20 protein-coding genes are annotated in these 21,536 nt (G+C 42.7%); 1 reads left to right on the top strand and 19 read right to left on the bottom strand.

Annotation, left to right across the window (positions count from 1 at the left end; translation table 11 throughout):
• Positions 1 to 40: 40 nt before the first annotated feature.
• The 17 genes from LG288_RS02670 to LG288_RS02590 form a co-directional block, all read right to left on the bottom strand.
• Positions 41 to 1,039 (bottom strand): EpsG family protein, encoded by a 999-nt coding sequence (locus LG288_RS02670; RefSeq protein ID WP_404401779.1) that lies wholly within the window; start codon positions 1,037 to 1,039, stop codon positions 41 to 43.
• 5 nt (positions 1,040 to 1,044) lie between these two features.
• On the bottom strand, positions 1,045 to 2,127 hold the full coding sequence (locus LG288_RS02665) for a glycosyltransferase (protein WP_404401777.1): 1,083 nt from the start codon (positions 2,125 to 2,127) through the stop codon (positions 1,045 to 1,047).
• Complete coding sequence (locus tag LG288_RS02660; protein ID WP_404401775.1) at positions 2,124 to 3,275, bottom strand: glycosyltransferase; 1,152 nt, start codon at positions 3,273 to 3,275, stop codon at positions 2,124 to 2,126. The genes LG288_RS02665 and LG288_RS02660 overlap by 4 nt, the downstream gene beginning before the upstream one ends.
• The gene (wecB, locus tag LG288_RS02655) at positions 3,250 to 4,404 is read right to left on the bottom strand and encodes a non-hydrolyzing UDP-N-acetylglucosamine 2-epimerase (protein WP_404401773.1); all 1,155 of its coding nucleotides are present in this window, start codon (positions 4,402 to 4,404) and stop codon (positions 3,250 to 3,252) included. Before wecB ends, LG288_RS02660 begins: the two co-directional genes overlap by 26 nt.
• Positions 4,405 to 4,428: 24 nt before the next feature.
• Positions 4,429 to 5,583 carry an NAD-dependent epimerase/dehydratase family protein gene (locus LG288_RS02650; protein WP_404401771.1) on the bottom strand — a complete coding sequence of 385 codons (1,155 nt, stop codon included), beginning with the start codon at positions 5,581 to 5,583 and terminating at the stop codon, positions 4,429 to 4,431.
• A gap of 11 nt (positions 5,584 to 5,594) precedes the next feature.
• The gene (locus LG288_RS02645; protein WP_404401769.1) at positions 5,595 to 6,635 is read right to left on the bottom strand and encodes a polysaccharide biosynthesis protein; all 1,041 of its coding nucleotides are present in this window, start codon (positions 6,633 to 6,635) and stop codon (positions 5,595 to 5,597) included.
• A 130-nt stretch (positions 6,636 to 6,765) separates the two neighbouring features.
• Positions 6,766 to 8,181 (bottom strand): oligosaccharide flippase family protein, encoded by a 1,416-nt coding sequence (locus tag LG288_RS02640; RefSeq protein WP_404401767.1) that lies wholly within the window; start codon positions 8,179 to 8,181, stop codon positions 6,766 to 6,768.
• Entirely contained in the window at positions 8,178 to 9,314 is a 1,137-nt protein-coding gene (rffA, locus tag LG288_RS02635; RefSeq protein WP_404401765.1) for a dTDP-4-amino-4,6-dideoxygalactose transaminase, read from the bottom strand. The genes LG288_RS02640 and rffA overlap by 4 nt, the downstream gene beginning before the upstream one ends.
• Positions 9,315 to 9,368: 54 nt before the next feature.
• Positions 9,369 to 9,761 (bottom strand): SDR family oxidoreductase, encoded by a 393-nt coding sequence (locus LG288_RS02630; protein ID WP_404401763.1) that lies wholly within the window; start codon positions 9,759 to 9,761, stop codon positions 9,369 to 9,371.
• A gap of 104 nt (positions 9,762 to 9,865) precedes the next feature.
• Positions 9,866 to 10,090 carry a hypothetical protein gene (locus LG288_RS02625; protein ID WP_404401762.1) on the bottom strand — a complete coding sequence of 75 codons (225 nt, stop codon included), beginning with the start codon at positions 10,088 to 10,090 and terminating at the stop codon, positions 9,866 to 9,868.
• Positions 10,080 to 10,646 carry an acyltransferase gene (locus tag LG288_RS02620; RefSeq protein WP_404401760.1) on the bottom strand — a complete coding sequence of 189 codons (567 nt, stop codon included), beginning with the start codon at positions 10,644 to 10,646 and terminating at the stop codon, positions 10,080 to 10,082. Before LG288_RS02620 ends, LG288_RS02625 begins: the two co-directional genes overlap by 11 nt.
• 4 nt (positions 10,647 to 10,650) lie before the next feature.
• Entirely contained in the window at positions 10,651 to 11,700 is a 1,050-nt protein-coding gene (locus LG288_RS02615) for a TDP-N-acetylfucosamine:lipid II N-acetylfucosaminyltransferase (protein WP_404401758.1), read from the bottom strand.
• Positions 11,701 to 11,709: 9 nt separating this feature from the next.
• Positions 11,710 to 12,591, bottom strand: coding sequence for a glucose-1-phosphate thymidylyltransferase RfbA (gene rfbA / locus LG288_RS02610; protein ID WP_404401756.1), 882 nt, complete (start codon positions 12,589 to 12,591; stop codon positions 11,710 to 11,712).
• Complete coding sequence (gene rfbB / locus LG288_RS02605; RefSeq protein ID WP_404401754.1) at positions 12,588 to 13,649, bottom strand: dTDP-glucose 4,6-dehydratase; 1,062 nt, start codon at positions 13,647 to 13,649, stop codon at positions 12,588 to 12,590. The genes rfbA and rfbB overlap by 4 nt, the downstream gene beginning before the upstream one ends.
• Before the next feature lie 9 nt (positions 13,650 to 13,658).
• Positions 13,659 to 14,711: an NAD-dependent epimerase/dehydratase family protein gene (locus LG288_RS02600; RefSeq protein ID WP_404401752.1), complete on the bottom strand. Its 1,053-nt coding sequence runs from the start codon at positions 14,709 to 14,711 to the stop codon at positions 13,659 to 13,661.
• A 10-nt stretch (positions 14,712 to 14,721) separates the two neighbouring features.
• Positions 14,722 to 16,020, bottom strand: a complete 1,299-nt coding sequence (gene tviB / locus LG288_RS02595; protein WP_404401750.1) for a Vi polysaccharide biosynthesis UDP-N-acetylglucosamine C-6 dehydrogenase TviB — start codon at positions 16,018 to 16,020, stop codon at positions 14,722 to 14,724.
• Positions 16,021 to 16,554: 534 nt separating this feature from the next.
• A complete protein-coding gene (locus LG288_RS02590) occupies positions 16,555 to 17,637 on the bottom strand; it encodes a Wzz/FepE/Etk N-terminal domain-containing protein (protein WP_404401748.1) in 1,083 nt (360 codons plus the stop codon).
• A gap of 48 nt (positions 17,638 to 17,685) precedes the next feature.
• Between LG288_RS02590 and LG288_RS02585 the strand changes: the two genes are divergently transcribed.
• Positions 17,686 to 18,771 carry a glycosyltransferase family 4 protein gene (locus LG288_RS02585; RefSeq protein WP_404401746.1) on the top strand — a complete coding sequence of 362 codons (1,086 nt, stop codon included), beginning with the start codon at positions 17,686 to 17,688 and terminating at the stop codon, positions 18,769 to 18,771.
• On the opposite strand, the gene LG288_RS02580 is transcribed toward LG288_RS02585, so the two are convergent.
• Together LG288_RS02580 and LG288_RS02575 are read right to left on the bottom strand one after the other, a co-directional pair.
• On the bottom strand, positions 18,756 to 20,165 hold the full coding sequence (locus LG288_RS02580; protein ID WP_404401744.1) for a mannose-1-phosphate guanylyltransferase/mannose-6-phosphate isomerase: 1,410 nt from the start codon (positions 20,163 to 20,165) through the stop codon (positions 18,756 to 18,758). The genes LG288_RS02585 and LG288_RS02580 overlap by 16 nt on opposite strands.
• A complete protein-coding gene (locus LG288_RS02575) occupies positions 20,147 to 21,532 on the bottom strand; it encodes a phosphomannomutase CpsG (protein WP_404401742.1) in 1,386 nt (461 codons plus the stop codon). Before LG288_RS02575 ends, LG288_RS02580 begins: the two co-directional genes overlap by 19 nt.
• Between the last annotated feature and the right edge of the window lie 4 nt (positions 21,533 to 21,536).

Genomic DNA, 21,536 nt, shown 5'->3' with positions numbered 1-21,536 from the left:
ACAATGAACGGGTGTTGCAGTGAATAGGTTATCTCAGCAATCATAGGATCACGCGCATTACAACAAATGACAAAAACACTACACTTATTATGTTAACTAGGTACATACTCCTCCTCGAAAGGGACGCAGAAAATACCATAGATATAATTAGCCAATAAGCAGGCACCAAGTACAATGCAACTCTGTCTACCAAGCGAATCTCTGTTGAGACCCAATAAAGGGCTGGAACAGTTATCAATAAAACAACAACGAATCTGAAAACATTGATTGACCCGTTATCAACTTCATAGCACAGGCGAAAGTTCTTGATGACCCGTTGTCTATTCGTAAAAGCAAGCATGAGACCTGCAATAGAAACAACTGAAAATACTACTGGTAATTTAAAGTTTAATACAAGATCATCATTAAGTGGATTAGAATAAGATTCATACAAAAAGGAAAGAAGCGTACTGGAAGCTATAGCAAAACCACAAACACTCAAGAAAATTATGAAGATAAAACTCGGTTTAGCTTTTGTCATGGGAACGGATATTAAAAATATGCCGAAAAGAATGGTTCCTGAGATGATCGCTGAGTTATGAAATAAAGCCGCGATGGCCACTAATATCCAATAAACGGCAACTTTTCTGCAAGAAATTAACCAATACATTGCAATACACAATATAGAGATCGCTAAAGTCTGCCTGATCCCGGAATTTGAAAATGAAAAAAAACTTAACGACATCAAGCTATTAACAAAGAAAATAGTTTCATAATTAACCATTCTGGATAACATTAAAATGCTTGTGGCGAAAAACGTATTATGGAAGAAAAGAAAAAACAAAAAGGGCAATGACGCATATTTCCCGATAATCATTGATATAAAACCAAAGCCAGGTTCAAACGTCCTCATAAATATACTGCCGCCATCGGCGTAAAACAGGAATTCATCTAAATACCTCGGAGTGTCTACACCGAAATCTAAACTTTTGAAAATCCCAATCAAAACAAAAGGTAAAAGATATAAAAAAAGAAATAATGGCTGTCTTCTTAGCAACATTTCTTTTACCCTTTATCCCGAATTCTAGAAAGAAACGCCATCAAGCTTTCTCTCCAAAAAGATGGCCTGCATTGACTCGGAACCGTAATTTCACTGTCGCTATGAGATACTATTTTGTCGAGCTGTTGGAAAATCGAATTTGGCGTTAAGAAATCACGTTCACTTACCAAAAAACAGTTATCATAATTAGTCAAGTACCGCATTACATCGGAGGTGTCGTTTACAATAACTCTAGTTCCTACGGCGACACTCTCAAAAACCTTTGTTGGAAATCCAATTCTCATGCCATCCTTATCATCCCTAACACAAAATGAAAATGACGAACTTGCCACCATCTTTAAGACTTCAGCCCTATGTAAGCGACCGAAAAAACAGATGTTTGTATTATCTCGTACAATATCATCTAAGTCAGGAAATACATCTAGAAACTCGGTTTTGTTGACGCCCACCAAAAATAGTCTCCAATCATTTCGATCTGCGACATCAAATCCCTTTACAAGAAGATCTAACCTCTCCTTAATATATACACGATCTTTCATTAATAAAGATTTCTGAAGTGCGAATGGACTCCCAAAATATATAATAACTTTCTCCTTCTTCGCTTCTTTAGGAGGAATCGATAGTGCTGACGGTAGATAAGTAGGTAAAACCAAGGTGTTCTTGTTGAAGTGAATTTTTGAGGAATATACGCTAGAAACGATTAAACCATCATTAATGGTTAGCATCTTTTTAACCAGATGCCCGCTCAGGAATTTAAGAGCTTTTTTAACGTTGACTGGTCTTGAATCAAGCTTTTCTGTTATATCTATTACTACTTTAGTGCCTGAACATGTCTTGATTGTATTAAATAAAAGTACGCTAATAACATTCGGGTTATATAGCCATATAATAGAGTTCTTCCTTTTTCTCCGAATAACTTCAAAAATTAAACGAACATAGTTCTTCACTTCTTTCGTACAGATAAACTCTGCGTCGAAACCAGATAAAGTCTCTCGCACAGCTTGCACCCTGACGGCGGCTGCGTTCACATCTGGTAATGCGAAATTACCTACAAATATTATATTTTCAAAATTATTAGCTGAATTCATAAGTCGCTCATATCACCTAATATTTTTAATATTTTATCTTCATTTTTATGAGAAAATAACGTTAGATATTTCATATATCCGTTTTCGATAATCTCGTTTCTTGTTTTATTATCCATATTAATCACGCCAATTAAAAACGTTTTCATCAGTTCGGGGTTATTTAGGCATTCATCGGGGATAATATACCCGTCTACTCCATTGGTCAGCAGTTCCTCTACTCCTTGATATGATGTCGAAATAGGGATACAACCAGATGAAAACGCCTCAATTATTGGTCTGGAAAAGTGAGGCTTAAAAAACAGATTTAACAAGAATTTCGACTGGCTTAATCTAGACATCACGTCTTGTATTTCACCTAAGTAACTTATATTACGATTTTTACTCATAAAATCTAAAAACGAGCTATCGTTAAAACTTCCACATATTGCAATGCTTGAACCGGTGCCATTTTCTTTTAATATTGACTTTAATAACGGGTATCCTTTAATTTCGGCCGAACCACCTAAATATATAAAATCCCACCGCTTCCTAGGAGGAACTTCATTACGTCGTTCTGCGATCGAGTAATTGTAAACCAAGTGAAAATTATTAGGTCGGTTGGAAGATGATAGTATTCGTCCTTCGTTATGCTGACTAATATTTATTACCACAGTGGGTATATTTTTAAAATAATAGCTAAGAAGTTTTCGTCGAAGGCCAAGATGCCCTGATGCTATCGTTTCCCTAATATGTTGGAGTGTTTTCACCTTTAGCGCTCGAGCAGCAAGTCCCCAGTCAATGAGAACCGAACTATTCAAATATAGAATATCTGGCTTAAATTTTATCAGATAATACGGAGCAATAATTGTTAGATGAACAATAAAGGAAATCATTTGGGAGAATAACTTATGAAATTCCCAAAACTTAACCCACTTTGACATATGGTAAAAATAATAGATTGGTACTCTACTAATGACCAAATTAATATTTTTATCCTCGAATAGGCGTTTTGCACTAGAATCTTTGAGCAGTAATACTGTTACATCGTAATTACTACTAGCTAAACGGCGCGCAATAAGCGACATGCTCTTTGGAGCGCCACCAATGCCAGCACCATGGTGAACCATAAGAATCTTCTTTTTTTTACCAGTCATATCTACTGAAACCATCCATATTCTTCCAATGCGGCGTCAACTTAGCCGTACCAGTGATCAATCGCACCACACGCTCAGAGGTATTGCGAATCTTGTATTCTTCTGGAATTTCACGTTCTGTGCCAGAAAACACATCACGTTGTGCGACTGCAATTCGAACGCCTTCGATAAGGGTGTCGACATCAAGTCCTGTAAGCGCAATAGCGCCTGTATCCAGAGCCTCGGGGCGTTCAATCGAACGACGCATGGTAACTGCTGGGAAGTTCAGGATTGATGATTCTTCGCTGATAGTTCCGCTGTCAGAAATGGCACAAAATGCTTCCATTTGAAGCTTGTTGTAATCGAAGAATCCGAACGGTTTTAAAAATTGAATGCCTTCACTAGAATCAGCGCGTCCGAGTTTCTCTAGTCGGTTGCGCGTGCGCGGGTGGGTTGATACGACCACTGGGTAACCATATTCTTTATGCAGTGCTTTCAAGCATTCTACAACTTTGTATAGGTTCTCTTTGCTATCGACATTCTCTTCTCGATGAACACTAACTATAAAGAATTTTTTAGCTTCTAACTTCAATTGTTCAAGCACGTTCGATGCTTCAATTGAAGGCAGTACATGCTCCAAGACTTCGCGCATCGGTGAGCCAGTTAAATATATAAAGCGGTGCGACAACCCTTCGCTGAGCAAGTGACGACGCGCGTGTTCGGTGTAAACCAAATTAAAGTCAGCGAGGTGGTCAACCAATTTGCGGTTGATCTCTTCCGGTACGTTGGCATCGAAGCTACGGTTACCAGCTTCCATATGATAGGTGGGCACCTTCATGCGCTTGGCCATCATCGTGGCTACTACGCTATTGGTATCGCCTAATACCAACACTGCATCTGGTTTTTCTTCAAGGATCACCTGCTCGGTCTTAATTAAGATCTCACCAAGACTTTTACCCAAGCTTGTAGTGTCAACATTCAAAAAATGGTCAGGCTGGCGTACGCCAAGCTCTTCGAAAAAAACATCGTTTAATTCGTAGTCATAATTTTGGCCCGTGTGGACTATTTTATGCTCAACAACTTGGTCTAACGCGGCCATTACGCGCGATAAACGAATAATTTCAGGGCGCGTCCCTAAAATCGTCATTACCTTTAGCTTTTTCATGCCGATTTACTCTTAATGTGATTCTTACTCTGACAGCTCAGGTGGTTGCACAGGCGCCGCGTAGGTATCAGGATTTTCACGATCAAATATTTCATTGGCCCACAGCATCACGACCATTTCATCGTCACCCACGTTGGTAATGTCATGGCTCCAGCCTGGCGCTGTTTCGACGATTTCTGGTGTATTGCCATCAGTGAATAGTTCATGAATCTCACTTGTGACCATGTGGCGAAAACAGAAGCGAGCCTGACCTTTGATCACCAAGAACTTTTCATTCTTGGTGTGGTGATAATGACCACCGCGCGTGATGCCCGGATGTGCTGTGAAAAACGAAAACTGTCCTGAGTCTTTGGTTTTCAGCATTTCGACAAATACGCCCCGCTCGTCACCATATTTAGGTACCTTGTACGAGAAGCTTTCACGGGGCAAATAACTAATGTAGGTCGAATACAACTTCCGAGTAAAGCCATCCCCCACTCGCTCTGTCACTAAGCTGGTGCGACTTGCTTTAAAATCAGAAAGTGCTTGAGCAATTTCACCAACAGTGGCGGTATAAACAGGCTCTACTTCACGATAAGTAACACCTTTAGCAGCTTGGTTTGCGCTCATTTGTCGTGCCATACCAATCAACTCGACACAAACGTCGTCTACGTACACCAATTTTACTTCAGCACTCTCGTCGTTCACCTGTATGGGTAAATCGCGACATATATTGTGGCAAAAGGTAGCAACCATTGAATTATAATTGGGTTTGCACCATTTACCGAACACGTTGGCCAGTCGATAAACACGTACCGCGACATCATTACGGGTTCCGTATTCGATTACCGCCTTCTCTGCATTTAGCTTACTAACACCGTAAGGATTCGAACGTTCTGCTTGAATAGAAGATGAATAGATAATCGAACGCGCCCGGCCGGTACTTTCAATCGTTGACTCAATCTTTGAAAGTAAGGCCTGAGTCAAATCGACATTCCCTTTCGCAAATTCATCTTCGGTTTCGGGTCGGTTGACGCCAGCTAAATGCACAACACAATCAACACCTTCCAAAAGAGAGGGAACATCATCCAAGGTATTTTGCCGGGTAAAGGTTACATAGTCGACGTCTTTCATTTCATCCAGGTGGACGGTTAGATTCTTGCCGACAAAACCATTCGCTCCGGTAATTAAAAGCTTCATGAAAACTCCGTTTAGCCTTCAGGATTAATGTAGTCGCCTTTTGCAAAAGCGCGCATAAAACCGAGTTTCATTAAAAGCTTCTTCATGCCCTCAACATCAAGTCGCTCGGTGTTATGCGAGTTGTAGTCTTCTACATGGTCAATACGCTTATCGCCTTGCTCAACGTACTTCGAGTAGTTCAGGTCACGTAAATCAGGCGGGACTCGGTAATATTGGCCCATGTCTTCAGCACAGACCATCTCTTCACGAGAAAGCAGCGCTTCGAACAATTTTTCACCGTGCCGGGTACCGAGAACTTCGATTGGGTGCTCTTCTTTGCCGGAAACCGATAAAACAGCCTTGGCGAGTGTTTCAATCGTCGCGGCAGGTGCTTTCTGGACAAAAATGTCGCCATTGGTACCATACTCAAATGCGTACAGAACCAGATCAACCGCATCATCAAGTGTCATCATGAAACGCGTCATATTTGGGTCGGTAATCGTAAGAGGTTTACCGGCGCGAAGCTGGTCAACAAAAAGCGGAATGACCGAGCCACGAGATGCCATGACGTTTCCATAGCGTGTGCCACAAATAACGGTCTTTGTGTCGCCAACATTACGCGATTTAGCGACCATGACCTTTTCCATCATGGCTTTTGAGAGCCCCATCGCATTTATAGGATAAACAGCTTTGTCGGTACTCAAACAAACAACACGTTTAACACCGTTCTGGATGGACGCTTCTAGAACGTTTTCTGTGCCAAGCACATTTGTTTTGACTGCTTCCATTGGGTGGAACTCACACGATGGAACTTGTTTCAGGGCAGCTGCGTGATAGATAAAATCAACTCCACGAGTGGCATTCAAAACGCTTTGGTAGTCGCGGACGTCGCCAATATAAAATTTAAGTTTTGGATGATTGTACGCTTTGCGCATGTCATCTTGTTTTTTTTCGTCACGGCTGAAAATGCGTACTTCAGAGATATTAGTATCGAGAAATCGACGAAGAACAGTATTGCCGAATGAGCCTGTTCCACCGGTAATAAGGAGTGTTTTCCCTTTAAATAGCATCATTTCTTCCTAATTTTTCCGTATGCATTGTAAAACATTGGGATGTTCTGTCGTATTTATTAGTCGAGTCTAGGTAACGTTTTCTTGATTCAGTAATACTGTTAATTTGGACTGAATACACACCATGCGACTATTAAACTCGTTGCAGCTTCGATCTTAAGTAATGGAACGTAGAACTAACTTCCGTTGCAAACACAACATATGCCCCTAAAAGGACTATTCCCCATAACATAAGAACCGTTTGACTCCAATTATCGCCGAATAAAGTAGATACGATGGCCATCGCCACACAAAGTGCGCTCATTAAATACAAGCGCCTTCTCGGCAGGGGTTGCCAGAGAAAAATAGAAAACTCAGTTCGTAGAATGAAAAACACCCAAAATGAAAAGCACGTGCTCGCGGCAGCCCCTTTTGCGCCATACTCTGGAATCAACATCCAGTTCCCAATCAGGTTGACGATAAAGGCTAACGTTGCCGCAAACATTGAGTAACTGCTTTTTCTGGTTATGCCTATCCCTACAACTGTTGTTTCAGATAACAGGTATAACAATGGGTATCCGATGCAGGAAATCACGATCCATTGAACTCCGGAGTAGTTTGAAGGCAGAAAGTAGGTAATTACCCACGAAAATAAGCCTGTCAAACAAAAGACTAACACCACTATCGCTAATACGTAGTTCGTTACCTTCTCGACCTTCTCGATACCTTCTCCTTGACTAGCCCATTTATAGACTATTGGCGCCCAGACTGTTGAGAATACCGATTTTAAAATTGTTGCTGCAGCAGCAAAACTTACCGCTACAGAATAGACTGCTAACTCGTCAAAATTCGTAAGCGCCCGAAGAAAAATCTTGTCTACTGCGGTCAATCCCCAAAATGCCAATCCCCCAACGATCAGCGGGAGACCAAAGGCAAACATATTGCGGAACTGCGCTACTTCTAGTTTTGTAGATATAGATGGAAACCATTCCCGCCGCGTATTCCATCCATAAACCAAACAAACAAAGAAAGTTGCAGCAGTGTAGGCTGCTATCAAGTTTACAAGTGTCTTATCAGCGTCCAGAAATAAATAGGCACCGATGGTACAGAGCAAAAGAAGCTTTGGTAAGAGCTGGCTCATTGAATATGCCAGTCCCCGCTCTTGCATCCTTAGGATTAACGACAAGAACCGAGAGAGGAAGCTACTCAGTAAAGCCAGTATTATCAGTAAGTTTAAAGTGAAACTTTCAACTCCGAAAACCAACTGAGATAAGCTGACGCCAAATACCATCAAAGCCACTACCGACAAACTTAATAGTACGATACCTGGGTAGGTCGCGTGCTTAAGTAACTTAGGTCGGTCATCTACTTCATGAAATTCGCGAACATATGACTGATCTAGTCCGAGGCTGAATAGCAGTATACTGAAGCCCATCACAACTTGAAGCATCGAGAGACGCCCCACGTCCTCTTGCGAGAAAAACCAAGTAATAACAGGAAGTGTGACTAAGCCGAATAATGCCCCGCCAAAAGGGCCTATTGCAAACGCGGCGATTTTCCTAGGGGTCATTTTTGTCCAAAAAACCGATAAACAGCGTCCACAATATGTTCAATATCCCTTTCGTTAATTCCGTACCAAAGTGGTAGACGAATCAAACGTTCACTTTCTGAGGTCGTGAAGTTATCTTTGCCCGAAAATTCACCAAATTGTAAACCAGCCTTAGCTGTATGTAAGGGCACATAATGAAATGCAGCTGTTATTCCATTCTCTTTAAGGAATTCGATCAAAGCAGATCTCTCATCTATATTTTTAACTTTTAAATAAAACATGTGTGCATTATGTACGCAAAGTTCTGGAATAGTTGGGAGAACAACGCTTTTCGATTCGGCCAACGGCTTAAACGCATCATAATAGAACTGCCATGTTCTCAATCGATCACTATTAATTATTTCAACATTTTCAAGTTGCGCCCATAAATAAGCAGCCTGAAGCTCGCTCGGTAGATAACTACTGCCAATATCGACCCATTGATATTTGTCGACCATCCCGCGGAAGAACTGGCTACGATTTGTGCCTTTCTCTCTTATAATCTCAGCTCGTTGCTTAAATCGCTCATCATTAATAATTAGTAATCCGCCTTCTCCACCGCTGGTATAGTTCTTGGTCTCATGAAAGCTAAAAGCTCCAATGTGACCAATAGTACCTAACGCCCTTCCTTTGTAGGTACTCATCATACCTTGCGCAGCATCCTCAACGACGAAAAGATTATGCTTTTCGGCAAGCTCCATGATCGTATCCATTTCGCAACTAACCCCAGCATAATGTACAGGAACAATCGCTTTTGTTCTCTCGGTGACAGCGGGTTCAATTAATTTCTCATCGATATTCATTGTATCTGAGCGAATATCAACAAATACGATTTTTGCACCTCTCAACACAAACGCGTTCGCCGTGCTCACGAATGTGTAGCTTGGCATGATGACTTCATCGCCAGGCACAACATCTATTAAGATAGCGGCTAACTCTAACGCTGCAGTACAAGACGGCGTCAGTAACGCCTTATGGGTTGGTAATCGCTCTTCAAACCAAGCTTGGCAACGTTTTCCAAATGAGCCGTCACCCGATATTTTATCGCTATCTAACGCTTGTTGGATGAAGTGTATTTCAGTTCCAATGACAGGAGGTTTGTTAAATGGAATCATAGTTCGGGCTTACTCTTGAATACTTTATTATCTTGAGCATGTATTGGGTTGCACTTACCAAACAAGCCCTCCATCTATCGAAATGTCAGTGCCGTTGATATAGGAAGCGTCATCACTGACAAGAAAACTCACTAATTTTGCAACTTCATCGACGGAACCGAGGCGTGATAACGGTGTGCGTTCGACAACTTTTTGAATAAACTTATCCGGCACGCTATCCAGCATTCCGGTAGCAATAAAACCAGGAGAGATGCTATTCACTCGTACCTTATGTTCTTTACGATTAAACTCTTTTGACCATGACTTAGTTAACGCGAGTATTGCACCTTTGGATGCAGCGTAATTACTTTGACCGATGTTGCCTACTTTTCCAATAATAAAGCTTATATTTACGACGCTAGCGGCGTTGGATCTTCGCAGGTATGGAAGTAATGTTTGCGTCAACATAAAAAATGATCTTACATTTGAATTAAGAACATTATCCCAATCGGAGAGTGACATTTTTTTCTAGTAAGGCATCAGATGTTACGCCAGCGTTATTAATGAGAGCGTCAACTTTTTTTAATAGCTTCATTATTGAGAAACGATATAAGGGGGGCAGAAGAATCAGCAGCAGATAAATCTAATCTAAGTTCAGAAAATTTCGAATTTACGATTGACTTTCTCTCGGTTCGAACGACGCTGAGGACTTGAAAACCTTTTTCAAGTAACGCTTTCGATATCGCAAGGCCAATTCCTTTGCTCCCACCGGAAACAACTTCAACTTTAGCTGTCATCACTCCCCCCTAAATACCGAGCTTCTAGTTCGAGCAAGTCTTTATGACGATCTTTAACTCGCTTAGCTGGGTTACCGATATAAACACCCCATTTTTCAGTGCTTCTATTTACCAGCGATAACGCTCCAACTGAGCAGCCCTCGGCCAAAACAACACCTGGAAACACCAAACTGCCCGCACCAACAATGACATGGCGACCGATAAAGACAGGTTTTTTAATCTCATTCTTGAACTCATCTGGAACCGTCGGATTTGTCAAGGTTCGTCCTGAGTAATCATCACTTTGCGCAAAGACTTGACACTGGTAAGCAAGCCCCGAAAAATCTGAGAACGTAATACCAACGTCTCCCCCAGCGATCAAACACTGTGGGGCGATATGGACATTGCGCCCAAACGAAACCTTTCCGGAAATAACACAAAAGTCGTCAATTCGGGTATTATCCCCTAAGCTAATTGACTCAGTGTTATAGATTTGTGCGTTCTCACTAACTTTGACGTTCTTCCCTAAATTGAGAAAATTCAAAGTAATGAGAGCCTCTTGACTCAAATATGCCATAACTTCACCTAAATATTTGTTTCAATTGCTCGATAAGATTATTTTTATTAAAGTATCTGCTAACACATGAGCTATTGTGTTCGGCCACACTTTCAGGTAATCGCAACAAATCAATGTGCTCTACATCTTCAACTTTTAGCCCCATCTTTAAAAAAAACTCTGAGTGACTGGCCCCTTTGCGTAGATATACTTTTTTCCCCATTCCTAATAATGTAATCGTGTTTCCCATCCCTTGTTGCCGACTATGGTTGAATACGGCTATATCAATCGAAGCAAGAAATCGACGATAATCTTCTATCTGCATAAAGTCAGTTAGCGCAGTAAATTTTTCTGAAAAAATAGTTGAACCGTAGTCGATAACCGCACGAGCGTAGTCCGGATTACCGTACGAAAGTGGAGCGAAAATCTGTATATTCTTATCTTTAAAACTAGATAATTTATCAAAAACTTCAACATGATTATTAGTGGGGTCAGCAGAGTTCCCTACAAGTATATTAACAGTACTTTTATTTTTCATGGTACTGCCACTGTCATTGCTTAAACTAGTTTCTACTATATTACTTAAATACATTAAACACTCGTGATACAGACCTTTCGCTCCATACCACTTTCGAGCCAACTCGACGTCACCAGGTATATAGGTAACTAAATGACCCAACCGTTTAATCACAAACGCTCTGATCAACTCTTTGGTTTTTGCTTTTAGCGTTAATTTGGGTGTCTGGTATTTGTATAAATCGCCTCCCCAAACCACCCAATAACACTTATTTAGTACGAAAGGCATAAGTGCCAAAAGCATGACAAGCCAACCATCGAAAAGACCATGAATAACTATTTTTCTAGATCGAATCAACTTAGGAATAAGTCTTAGATAATAGAGAGTGCCGAGAATGCCACCTTTACGATTAAAAATCACGTTATGTGCGTGATTTACTTTATATCTGCTTTCATCGCCATACAAATAGAACTCATGGTCTTCTGGGGGAAAATTATCATTTGTGAATTTTATAAACGGGGGAATAAACTTATCAAGTTTAGCTATATGCAGAATCATAGGAGCCAGCTAAAATTTAGACTTCGCGATATAGTCCAAGTACTCGCCGTAGCTGTGTTTACTCATCATCTCCGCTCTTGCTAACAGCTCTTCCTTGCTTAACCAGCCTTTAAAGTACCCGATTTCCTCAAGACAGGCAATTTTATAACCTTGTCTCTTCTCAATAGTTTCCACGAACTGCGCAGCTTCTAGCAGACTCTCGTGCGTACCGGTATCAAGCCAAGCAAAACCGCGTCTCAAAACTTCTACATTTAACTTTCCAGCCTCGAGATAAGCTTTGTTGATATCAGTAATTTCGAGCTCGCCCCGATCTGAAGGTTTAACCGCTTTAGCAATGTTCACGACATCATTATCGTAAAAGTACAATCCTGTGACTGCGAAGTGTGACTTGGGCTGAATAGGCTTTTCTTCTATGGAAATAACTTTTTTATTCTCATCAAACTCCACAACGCCAAAACGATCTGGATCTTTAACTTGATAACCGAAGACCGTTGCGCCATTGTTCAATTCAGTTCTTGCCAGCGCTTCTTCAAGCTTTGGTCTAAGACCCGGCCCATAAAAAATATTGTCACCTAAAACCAAACAAACACTATCATCACCGATGAACTCTTCACCTATAATAAACGCCTGCGCTAAGCCGTCTGGGCTCGGTTGTTCTGCGTACGAGAGCTGAATACCAAATTGCGAGCCATCGCCAAGTAGTTTTTTAAAATTAGGTAAGTCTTGAGGCGTCGAAATTAAAAGGATTTCACGGATCCCCGCAAGCATAAGCACCGATAACGGGTAGTAAATCATTGGTTTGTCGTAAATTGGGAGTAATTGCTTAGATACCCCCACGGTAATCGGGTAAAGGCGTGTACCTGAACCTCCGGCTAAGACGATTCCTTTCATACTCTTTCTCGAGGTTCGCGTTGATAACTGACATCTTGTACATGCTGACACCATTCTTGATTGGCGAGATACCATTCAACGGTCTTACGAATTCCAGATTCAAAGGTTTCTTCTGGCGTCCAGTTTAATTCGGTTTTTATCTTCGTGGCATCAATGGCATAACGCAGATCATGTCCCGGGCGATCCGTTACGTAGGTAATGAGATCTTCATAGGCACTAACGCCGCTTGGCTTGTTAGGCACCAGTTCTTCCAATAATCCACAGATGGTACTTACAACCTCGATGTTCTGCTTTTCGTTATGGCCACCAATATTGTAGGTTTCGCCAACTTTACCCTTAGTTATCACCTTGTAGAGTGCTCGTGCGTGGTCTTCAACAAATAGCCAGTCGCGCACTTGATCACCCTTGCCATAAACCGGCAAGGGTTTACCGTCCAGCGCGTTGAGTATCATTAACGGGACCAATTTCTCTGGGAAGTGATAAGGGCCATAGTTGTTTGAACAGTTAGTAATCAGCGTCGGCAAACCGTAGGTTCGCTGCCAAACTCTCACCAAGTGATCGGAGCTGGCTTTACTCGCAGAGTAAGGTGAGCTAGGTGCGTAAGCGGTGGTTTCTGTGAATAAGGCATCGGTGTCATCAAGGTCACCGTATACCTCATCGGTAGAAATGTGGTGCAAGCGGAAGTTAGCTTTACGTTGTTCATCTAACTGCAACCAGTATTTTCGAGCAACTTCTAGCAACGTGTAGGTGCCTATAATGTTCGTCTCGATAAACTCTGCGGGGCCATCAATTGAGCGGTCCACATGGCTTTCTGCTGCCAAGTGCATCACTGCGTCGGGTTGGTGGTCGTTGAATACGCGCTCGAGTGCAACAGTATCGCAAATATCGACGAGCTCGAATGCGTGCCGTCCAGAGTTCTCAACAGCCTTCAAACTTTCAAGGTTGCCTGCGTAGGTTAATTTATCAACATTGACGACCGTGTCATTCGTTTCGTTGATGATATGACGTACAACCGCAGAGCCAATAAATCCTGCTCCACCCGTAATTAAAATCTTCATAGTTTTCCGTTACGACTTACTTGGTGGGTTAACATTTCGGATATACCAAGGCATGCCTTCGTAGATACCTTGAACAATGCGATGTGTAGGTGCAAAACCAAGCTTGCTTTTTGCCTTTGAAATATCAGCCTGCGAATGACGCACATCACCAGGGCGAAAGTCTCGGTAAACAGGTTCGACGGTGTATTCGATGCCATTTTCTTTAAGGGCTGCCTTGATACCGACAAACAGCTCGTTTAGCGTTGTCCGGTCACCCAGTGCCATGTTGCAGATATCGTTTTTAGCTGCGTCATGCGTTGTCGCAGCAAGAATATTAAGCTGTACCGCATTCGCTACAAACGAAAAATCACGACTAGTTTCACCGTCACCATAAATAACCACCTGCTCACCCTTTATCATTGCAGTCGTCCATTTAGGAATAACCGCTGCATAAGCACCATCGGGATTTTGTCTTGGACCAAACACATTAAAATAGCGTAAACCAATGGTTTTAAAGCCGTACACACGCGCAAACACATTTGCGTACAGTTCATTCACGTATTTTGTTACCGCATAGGGGGACAACGGATTGCCAATGTTCTCCTCCACTTTTGGCAAAGCCGGGTGGTCACCATAAGTAGAGCTGCTGGCAGCGTAGGTGAAGCTATCGACACCGGCGTCTTTCGATGCGACAAGCATATTTAGAAAGCCATCGATGTTACTTTTGTTGGTATTTATTGGGTCATCAATCGATCGCGGCACAGAGCCAAGCGCTGCCTGGTGAAGCACGTAATTTACGTCTCCGGCGGTCGCGTGCTTAAGAACCGCTTTACAGCTTTCCAGATCACAAATATCACCTTCGGCGAACTGAAAACGTTGCCACTGCTCTTGAGTGACAATTTCCTGGACTTCATCTAGGTTTCGCTGAAAGCCGGTCGAAAAGTTATCAAGGCCAACGACATACTGATTTAGTTTTAACAGCGTTTCGAGTAGGTTTGATCCAATGAATCCTGCAACACCGCTCACTAACCAAACCTTAGGTTCATTCAAAAGCTGATCTTTAATCTCGTCATATTTAGTCATTTGAAGCACTTTAAAGTCGAATATCGGCTACATCGCGCGATACAATATATTTTAGGTCATAAATCACATGATCAGGCTTTGCCAGTTTCTTCAAACCATCAATGCCCATCTGGATAAATTGCTTGTGGGCTACAGCGACGACCACGCCATCGTATGAGCCCTCGTTAAGCTCACTCACCGGGCTTACGTCATATTCTTGACGTGTCTCTTCGGCATCAACCCAAGGATCGTAAACGTCGACATTGGCACCGAACTGCTCCAGCTCATCGATAATATCGACAACTTTAGTATTACGAATATCAGGGCAATTCTCTTTAAAGGTTAGCCCCATTATCAAAATACGCGCCCCTTTGACCGTAATGCCTTTCTGCAATAATGCCTTAACAAACTCTGATGCAACATAGCGGCTCATAGTATCGTTAATCCGCCGCCCAGCCAGAATCATTTCTGGGTGGTAACCAATGGATTCCGCTTTGTGCGTCAGGTAGTACGGGTCAACCCCAATGCAGTGACCGCCAACGAGTCCCGGACGGAACGGTAAGAAGTTCCATTTGGTGCCTGCAGCTTTTAGAACAGCTTCGGTATCGATATTCATTCGATTGAAAATCATAGCTAACTCGTTAATCAGTGCAATGTTCACATCACGCTGGGTGTTTTCGATAACTTTTGCCGCTTCAGCTACTTTAATGCTTGGTGCTTTGTGGGTGCCCGCGGTGATAATCGATGCGTACAAGCTATCTACAAAATCAGCAATGACAGGCGTTGAGCCCGAGGTCACCTTAAGGATGGTGGTTACCCGGTGTTCTTTGTCCCCCGGATTAATACGCTCCGGGCTATAGCCGGCGTAGAAGTCTTCGTTGAATTTCAGGCCTGATACGCGCTCAAGTACCGGTACACAATCGTCCTCTGTCGCGCCTGGGTAAACTGTCGATTCGTAGATAACGATATCGTCTTTTTTAAGGGTTTTACCGATAGTTTCTGAGGCTTTGATAAGCGGTGTCAGATCAGGCTGCTTAAACTTATTGATCGGCGTTGGCACGGTGACGATGTAGATGTTTGCCTGTTCTAAATCTGACGTATCGGCGCTGTAGCTGAGCTGTGTTGCTTGTTTGAGCTCTGCGGGTTCGACTTCGAGGGTATGGTCGTGGCCTTCGTTCAGTTCATTGACGCGTTTTTGATTGATGTCGAAGCCGATGGTTGGGTATTTTTTACCGAACTCAACGGCTACAGGCAAGCCCACGTAACCGAGACCAATGACGGCTAGTTTTAATGATTTATTTTCTAATTTTTCGAGGAGTTGTTGATTCATCCTTGAACTTCCTTAGGGTAATTCAAAAGTATTAGCTTGATGGATCGCACGCTATTTAGATTTTGTATTCATAGCCGTAATAATAGCTTTAGGTAAATTCCCTGATTAACTTCTACGTCGCGGGGTTAAGCGTAGCACTTGCTGTTAAGTTTCTGGCAGGCATTTGAGTCTTACACTAACTCAGCTCGTTCTTTACCGAACAGCGGTGGTTATATTGAACAAAGTAAGTTATGTCTATTGATTTATTTCAACACTCAAATTCAAAACCTTTTCCGCATGAGACGATTTTTTGCTCAGCTGAGACGACCCTGATACTAAAAAAAGCCCGCCATAGCCGGCTTTTCGCCAAATTCACTTTTTCCTGTAATAGGTCCAACTATTAATTAATACAACTTTAAGTACCTCAGAAAGTTTATCCGCTCGTTCATTCAGACACGCTACCGCCCTTAGGTTGCGGCTCCCAATAGCCGATTGCGCTGATTTCGGTCATTGTTTTCACTGGTTGTGACTAAGTTGTCATTCTAATTATTACTTTTAACCCTGCAGTAACTGATTTCTTTTACGCTTTTCAAGGGCATTTTTCAACAGAGCCACAAAAACACCGACCATGACACCAAGCACTAAAGCCAGTACTAAAACCAATATTGGTTTCGGCTTCGTCTTCTTCGCTTCACTGATGTTTTTTATAAAAAGCTTCTTGCTAATATCAGTTTCAGCTACCTGCTCTAAAAATTTAATGGCTGCTTGTAATTCCAGCTCTCTCGATGACCTAATGTTTTGTTCCCGAAGGCTCGTTAAAACATCTGACAACGCGTTTGTACCAAATGGGAGCAATCGTAAAACATTATCGCCTCGACCACTGGGAAGTAACTTGTTCTCTCCCTGAACCATTGAGCCGATTTTTGCGTTCGGTTCGTGCAGACCCATTTTTTCGGCAAGCTCAAAAGCTTCCTCTACCAAATCTATCGATAGCTGCGTCGTTGCCGTTGCTTCGCGTCCAAAAACTACTAGCTCCACTTTTAACTCATCAATTTTCTCTTGTATAACTTGGTTTCTCGCATTCTTGATTTTTTCTCTAAAGCTGTTTAGAGCAAAAGGCAAATAAGATTTAAGTGCTCGTTCCCCATTGATGCTCTGCTGGAAGTCCATACTTACAGATACTGTTTCTTCTTTTATCACGTCTGTCGACACCTCCCCTAAAACGGCTGACTCCTCTTCCGCCAGGAATGCTTGGCGCACAGACGAAGATACTATTTCATCAGCAAGTAGGTTGGCGGCTTTTTTAGGACTCAAATTAAAAATAGTTTCATGGTTGTTATTGACTGTGCCCAGCGTGGCGGCTTCAGTACTAATTAATGAGGCTCTCGTAAAGTTTGGCAATCTCACCACAATAGGAGTTGAACTCGGGCCCGTTGAAACTTTTGCAGAAACTTGAAAAGTTGATGGAGTGAGTGCTAGATACCCTCCGGCGATTACTAAAGACAGCAGTATGAAAAAAGTAATTAGCTTCCATTTCTTTGTTAACTCAGTAAGAAGTTCCACTAAGTCAATTTCGTCGTCGTAACTCTGTTGACCTTGCAAATCAACATTTTTATTGTCTACCATTTTTTTACTCACAAATTTGTTATTATAAGTTATTAATTTTTTCGAACCGAGGTATAAGTGGTGTCTCAACCTATTAATGTACTCGTTATCTCGTTATATTTGTCGCCTAGCGTTGGTGGCGCAGAAACCTATATTACAGAAGTATCTTCAACTCTAAGGAGTAAAGGGTTCAATCTGTCCTTTCTGTCTTCCGACAAGCCAGAGTCAGATATTTCACCCGGCTATCGTTTAGCATCGGCTAGGTTCTCGCCCAGATGGCATAAAGAGCTTACTAATTATATTGTTAATAGCAACGTAGACGTCATTTATGTTCATGCTACTGTCCCAGCAATGGCAGAAGTAGCGGTTTATGCTGCTGCAAAGCATAATATTCCTGTGCTACTAATGTATCACAGTGACGTATCTGGGAACCCCCTCTACAAAAAAGTTTTTGGCCGACTTTACAATGTACTCATTGGTAGACGAGTTATGCGCCTCGCAGATCATGTCATGACCACCAATAAAAGTTTTTATCAGCGCTCTTTACTTTTATCCTCGTTACCCAACCTCTCAAATAAGGTTTCATTTGCTCCGCCGGGTGTTTCCGCCGAATTTGTTAAGTTTACCGAAAGAAAGGAGGTAAAGACACAACCTTACTTAATCTTTGTCGGCAAACCCGATGATCCAAACAAAGGCTTTGACTATCTAAAACGAGCTTTTAAGAGCCTGAACCTGGACGATAATCTAGAGCTTTATGTCGTGGGCCCAACTACACGCTGCAATGAAACCGGAATACGCTATTTAGGTGCGGTAACGTCACGACAAAAGCTGGGCCAGCTATATTCTCAAGCCGTTGCGACCATTCTTCCCAGTACTACGTCAGAGAGCTTTGGAATGGTGCTGGCCGAGTCACTGGTCTGCGGTACGCCAGTTATTGGTACTGATGTAGGCGGTATTCCCGAAGTAATAGAGGATGAAAAAAACGGTTTTGTTGTTAAACCCAAAAGTGCTGAGGCTCTCGCATCTGCATTCGAAAAAGTCATTCAAAACAACAGCGACCTGCGCTCGTATATCAGCGCTCAAAATTATGCGGAAAAATTCAGCTGGGACAAGACCGCAGACCACGTAGCCAATGTTTTACTGAAGCTGGCTCAATCCCGACCATAATCGTCGTCAAATCGTTCAATATCATCCTCGTCCAGATAGCTGCCGGTTTGTATTTCAATGATATCCAGCGACTCTTGCTGGCAGTTACTTAACCGGTGCTTTTGTCCAGCCGGAATGAAAACCGACTCGTTTTCGAGCACTTGCTTTTGAACATCGCCCACAATCACATCTGCGATGCCTTTTACCACAACCCAATGTTCAGACCGGTGTTTGTGTCGCTGTAACGACAGACTTGCACCGGGCTTTACCCTAATATGTTTAACCTGATACCGGTCACCCCGGTCAACACTGTCATAACTGCCCCAAGGCCGGTGAACGTCCCGGTGTAACTGTTGTTCAGCTCTATTGCTCTGCTGCAGAGTCTCGACAATCTTTTTTACTTTTTGCACCGATGCTTTGGACGCCACCAATACTGCGTCCTTTGTCGCAATAACCGCTATATCCGAAACTCCAATCGTCGTTACCAACTGATTTTCGGCCATCAATAAATTATCATGGCTCTCCAGTGCAATAACATCGCCTGAAATCGCATTATTATCACTATCTTTTTCCAGTGTCTGCCACAAGCTCGCAAAGTTACCCACATCGCTCCAGGGGACCGATAACTTTACCACAAAGGCGTTATTAGTTTTTTCCATCAACGCATAATCAATCGAGACGGCCTCTATTTTTGCAAATGCGTCAGGTTCGGGCCTGATAAAATCTAAGTCCTTTTGCGCTCGACTCACTGATACTTTTATTTGCTCCACTAACCCTGGCTGGTGATAGGCTAATTCGTTCAGAAAACCGGCCACCGGAAACAAGAAAATACCACTATTCCAGAGATAGTTTGCTGCAATATAAAGCTGCGCTTTTTGCTGGTTTGGTTTCTCAACAAAAGCTTGTACCTGACTTATTCCACTGTCATTGAAAAGCGCCGGCTTGATATAGCCGTAGCCTGTTTCCGGGTGTGTTGGTGCTACACCGAATGTACACAAGCCGCTTTTTACTGCAATTTCATCTGCTTTTCGGACTGTTTTAGTAAATGTGTCTGTATGCTGCATCACATGATCAGCAGGCATTATCAACATTCGCGCCGTTTCATCCGATTTTTGTAAGTAAGCAGCCGCTAAAGCAATAGCCCCTGCAGTGTTTCGGGCACAGGGCTCAAGTATAATAGCGTGCGCCTTGACATTAATCTGGCGCAGCTGCTCAGCAACGAGAAACCGGTGTTCTTCATTACAAACCACTATCGGAGGGCCAAAAGCCTTTGCGCGTAAAACGGTATTTTGAAACAGCGTTTTATCGTCCGTCAGCTTTAAAAACTGCTTAGGATAGGCCTGACGGGACAACGGCCATAAGCGGGTGCCGGAGCCACCGGATAAAATGACAGGAATTATGGATTGGTCTGACATAGTAGCTGACTCAGTTCCTTCTTCTTTGTTTCTATTAAGCTAGGGTCACCCCGTGTTTCCAGATTTAGCCTTACTAATGCTTCTGTGTTTGATACTCGCAAATTAAACCGCCACCGTTTAAATTCCATACTAAGACCGTCGGTGCGATCAATCGATAGAACATCATTCTGATAGTAATTTTCTACTAACTGAATCATTTTTTCAGGATTTACTACTTGAAAGTTTAACTCCCCAGGTGAAGGGTATCTTTCCTGTTGCGCTTTAACTAGCTCTGATAATGGCTTATTTTTTTTGCATAATAGTTCAGTCACCAGCAACCATGGGATCATGCCGCTGTCACAGTAAGCAAAATCGCGAAAATAATGATGCGCACTCATCTCGCCGCCGTAAATGGCATTTTCCTGACGCATTCGTTCTTTAATAAACGCATGGCCTGTTTTCGACTGAACAGCAATACCACCATTTTGCCTGACAATGTCAAGGGTATTCCAGGTTAAACGGGGATCGTGGATAATTTTTGCGCCGGGTTCCTTTTGTAAGAAAGCTTCAGCAAGCAACCCCACTATATAGTAGCCTTCAATAAACTCACCCTGTTCGTTAAACATAAAGCACCGGTCAAAATCGCCGTCCCAGGCAATCCCCATATCAGCACCGTGTTTTATCACAGCTTTTGTGGTGTCGGCGCGATTTTCAGGCAATAGCGGGTTAGGAATGCCGTTTGGGAATTTTGAGTCAGGCGTGTGTTGTATTTTAATGAACTGAATAGGAATTTGTCGGGCATTAAACACCCTCTCTAGTGCATCAATGACTGGCCCCGCAGCGCCGTTACCGCTATTAACTACTACTTTTAAAGGCTCTAGTTTTGCTAAATTAACGTAACCGAGTATGTGGTCCGTATAGTCCCCACGTAAGTTCAGGAATCTTAACTTGCCTCGGTTTTTAGACCGAGCCGGAAAGCTATTTTCCTCTACCAGTTTTTGTATAGCTTTCAAACCTGAGTCACCACTGATAGGACGCGCCCCTTTGGTTACCAGCTTCATACCGTTATAATCAATAGGGTTGTGCGAGGCGGTTACCTCTATGCCACCATCAACGCCTTCTTTCTCTAAAAAAAACGTCGCAAAATAGATTTCTTCAGTACCGGTCATCCCTAGATCGATGACATCGACGCCGCAGTCCATCAGGCCATTGGCTAGTGCTTTTTTTAAAGCGGGTGATGACTGTCTTACATCAGCACCCACAACTACCTTTCTGGGCTCAAAGTGCTGTGCATACGCCCTGCCCAGACGGTACGCGATAGCCTCGTTTAGCTCGTCGCCGAGCCTGCCGCGAATGTCGTAGGCTTTAAAACACGTCAGCGATTTCATAAAA

The sequence above is a fragment of the Idiomarina seosinensis genome, assembly GCF_044797955.1.
GTDB classification, from domain to species: Bacteria; Pseudomonadota; Gammaproteobacteria; order Enterobacterales; family Alteromonadaceae; genus Idiomarina; species Idiomarina seosinensis_A.
This window is presented reverse-complemented; position numbering and strand designations above follow the sequence as displayed.

Excerpts from the sequence above, each read along its gene's own strand:
- LG288_RS02670 (WP_404401779.1), bottom strand. The coding sequence starts at position 1,039 with ATGTTGCTAAGAAGACAGCCATTATTTCTTTTTTTATATCTTTTACCT.
- LG288_RS02665 (WP_404401777.1), bottom strand. The coding sequence starts at position 2,127 with ATGAATTCAGCTAATAATTTTGAAAATATAATATTTGTAGGTAATTTC.
- LG288_RS02660 (WP_404401775.1), bottom strand. The coding sequence starts at position 3,275 with ATGGTTTCAGTAGATATGACTGGTAAAAAAAAGAAGATTCTTATGGTT.
- wecB (WP_404401773.1), bottom strand. The coding sequence starts at position 4,404 with ATGAAAAAGCTAAAGGTAATGACGATTTTAGGGACGCGCCCTGAAATT.
- LG288_RS02650 (WP_404401771.1), bottom strand. The coding sequence starts at position 5,583 with ATGAAGCTTTTAATTACCGGAGCGAATGGTTTTGTCGGCAAGAATCTA.
- LG288_RS02645 (WP_404401769.1), bottom strand. The coding sequence starts at position 6,635 with ATGATGCTATTTAAAGGGAAAACACTCCTTATTACCGGTGGAACAGGC.
- LG288_RS02640 (WP_404401767.1), bottom strand. The coding sequence starts at position 8,181 with ATGACCCCTAGGAAAATCGCCGCGTTTGCAATAGGCCCTTTTGGCGGG.
- rffA (WP_404401765.1), bottom strand. The coding sequence starts at position 9,314 with ATGATTCCATTTAACAAACCTCCTGTCATTGGAACTGAAATACACTTC.
- LG288_RS02630 (WP_404401763.1), bottom strand. The coding sequence starts at position 9,761 with ATGTTGACGCAAACATTACTTCCATACCTGCGAAGATCCAACGCCGCT.
- LG288_RS02625 (WP_404401762.1), bottom strand. The coding sequence starts at position 10,090 with ATGACAGCTAAAGTTGAAGTTGTTTCCGGTGGGAGCAAAGGAATTGGC.
- LG288_RS02620 (WP_404401760.1), bottom strand. The coding sequence starts at position 10,646 with ATGGCATATTTGAGTCAAGAGGCTCTCATTACTTTGAATTTTCTCAAT.
- LG288_RS02615 (WP_404401758.1), bottom strand. The coding sequence starts at position 11,700 with ATGATTCTGCATATAGCTAAACTTGATAAGTTTATTCCCCCGTTTATA.
- rfbA (WP_404401756.1), bottom strand. The coding sequence starts at position 12,591 with ATGAAAGGAATCGTCTTAGCCGGAGGTTCAGGTACACGCCTTTACCCG.
- rfbB (WP_404401754.1), bottom strand. The coding sequence starts at position 13,649 with ATGAAGATTTTAATTACGGGTGGAGCAGGATTTATTGGCTCTGCGGTT.
- LG288_RS02600 (WP_404401752.1), bottom strand. The coding sequence starts at position 14,711 with ATGACTAAATATGACGAGATTAAAGATCAGCTTTTGAATGAACCTAAG.
- tviB (WP_404401750.1), bottom strand. The coding sequence starts at position 16,020 with ATGAATCAACAACTCCTCGAAAAATTAGAAAATAAATCATTAAAACTA.
- LG288_RS02580 (WP_404401744.1), bottom strand. The coding sequence starts at position 20,165 with ATGTCAGACCAATCCATAATTCCTGTCATTTTATCCGGTGGCTCCGGC.
- LG288_RS02575 (WP_404401742.1), bottom strand. The coding sequence starts at position 21,532 with ATGAAATCGCTGACGTGTTTTAAAGCCTACGACATTCGCGGCAGGCTC.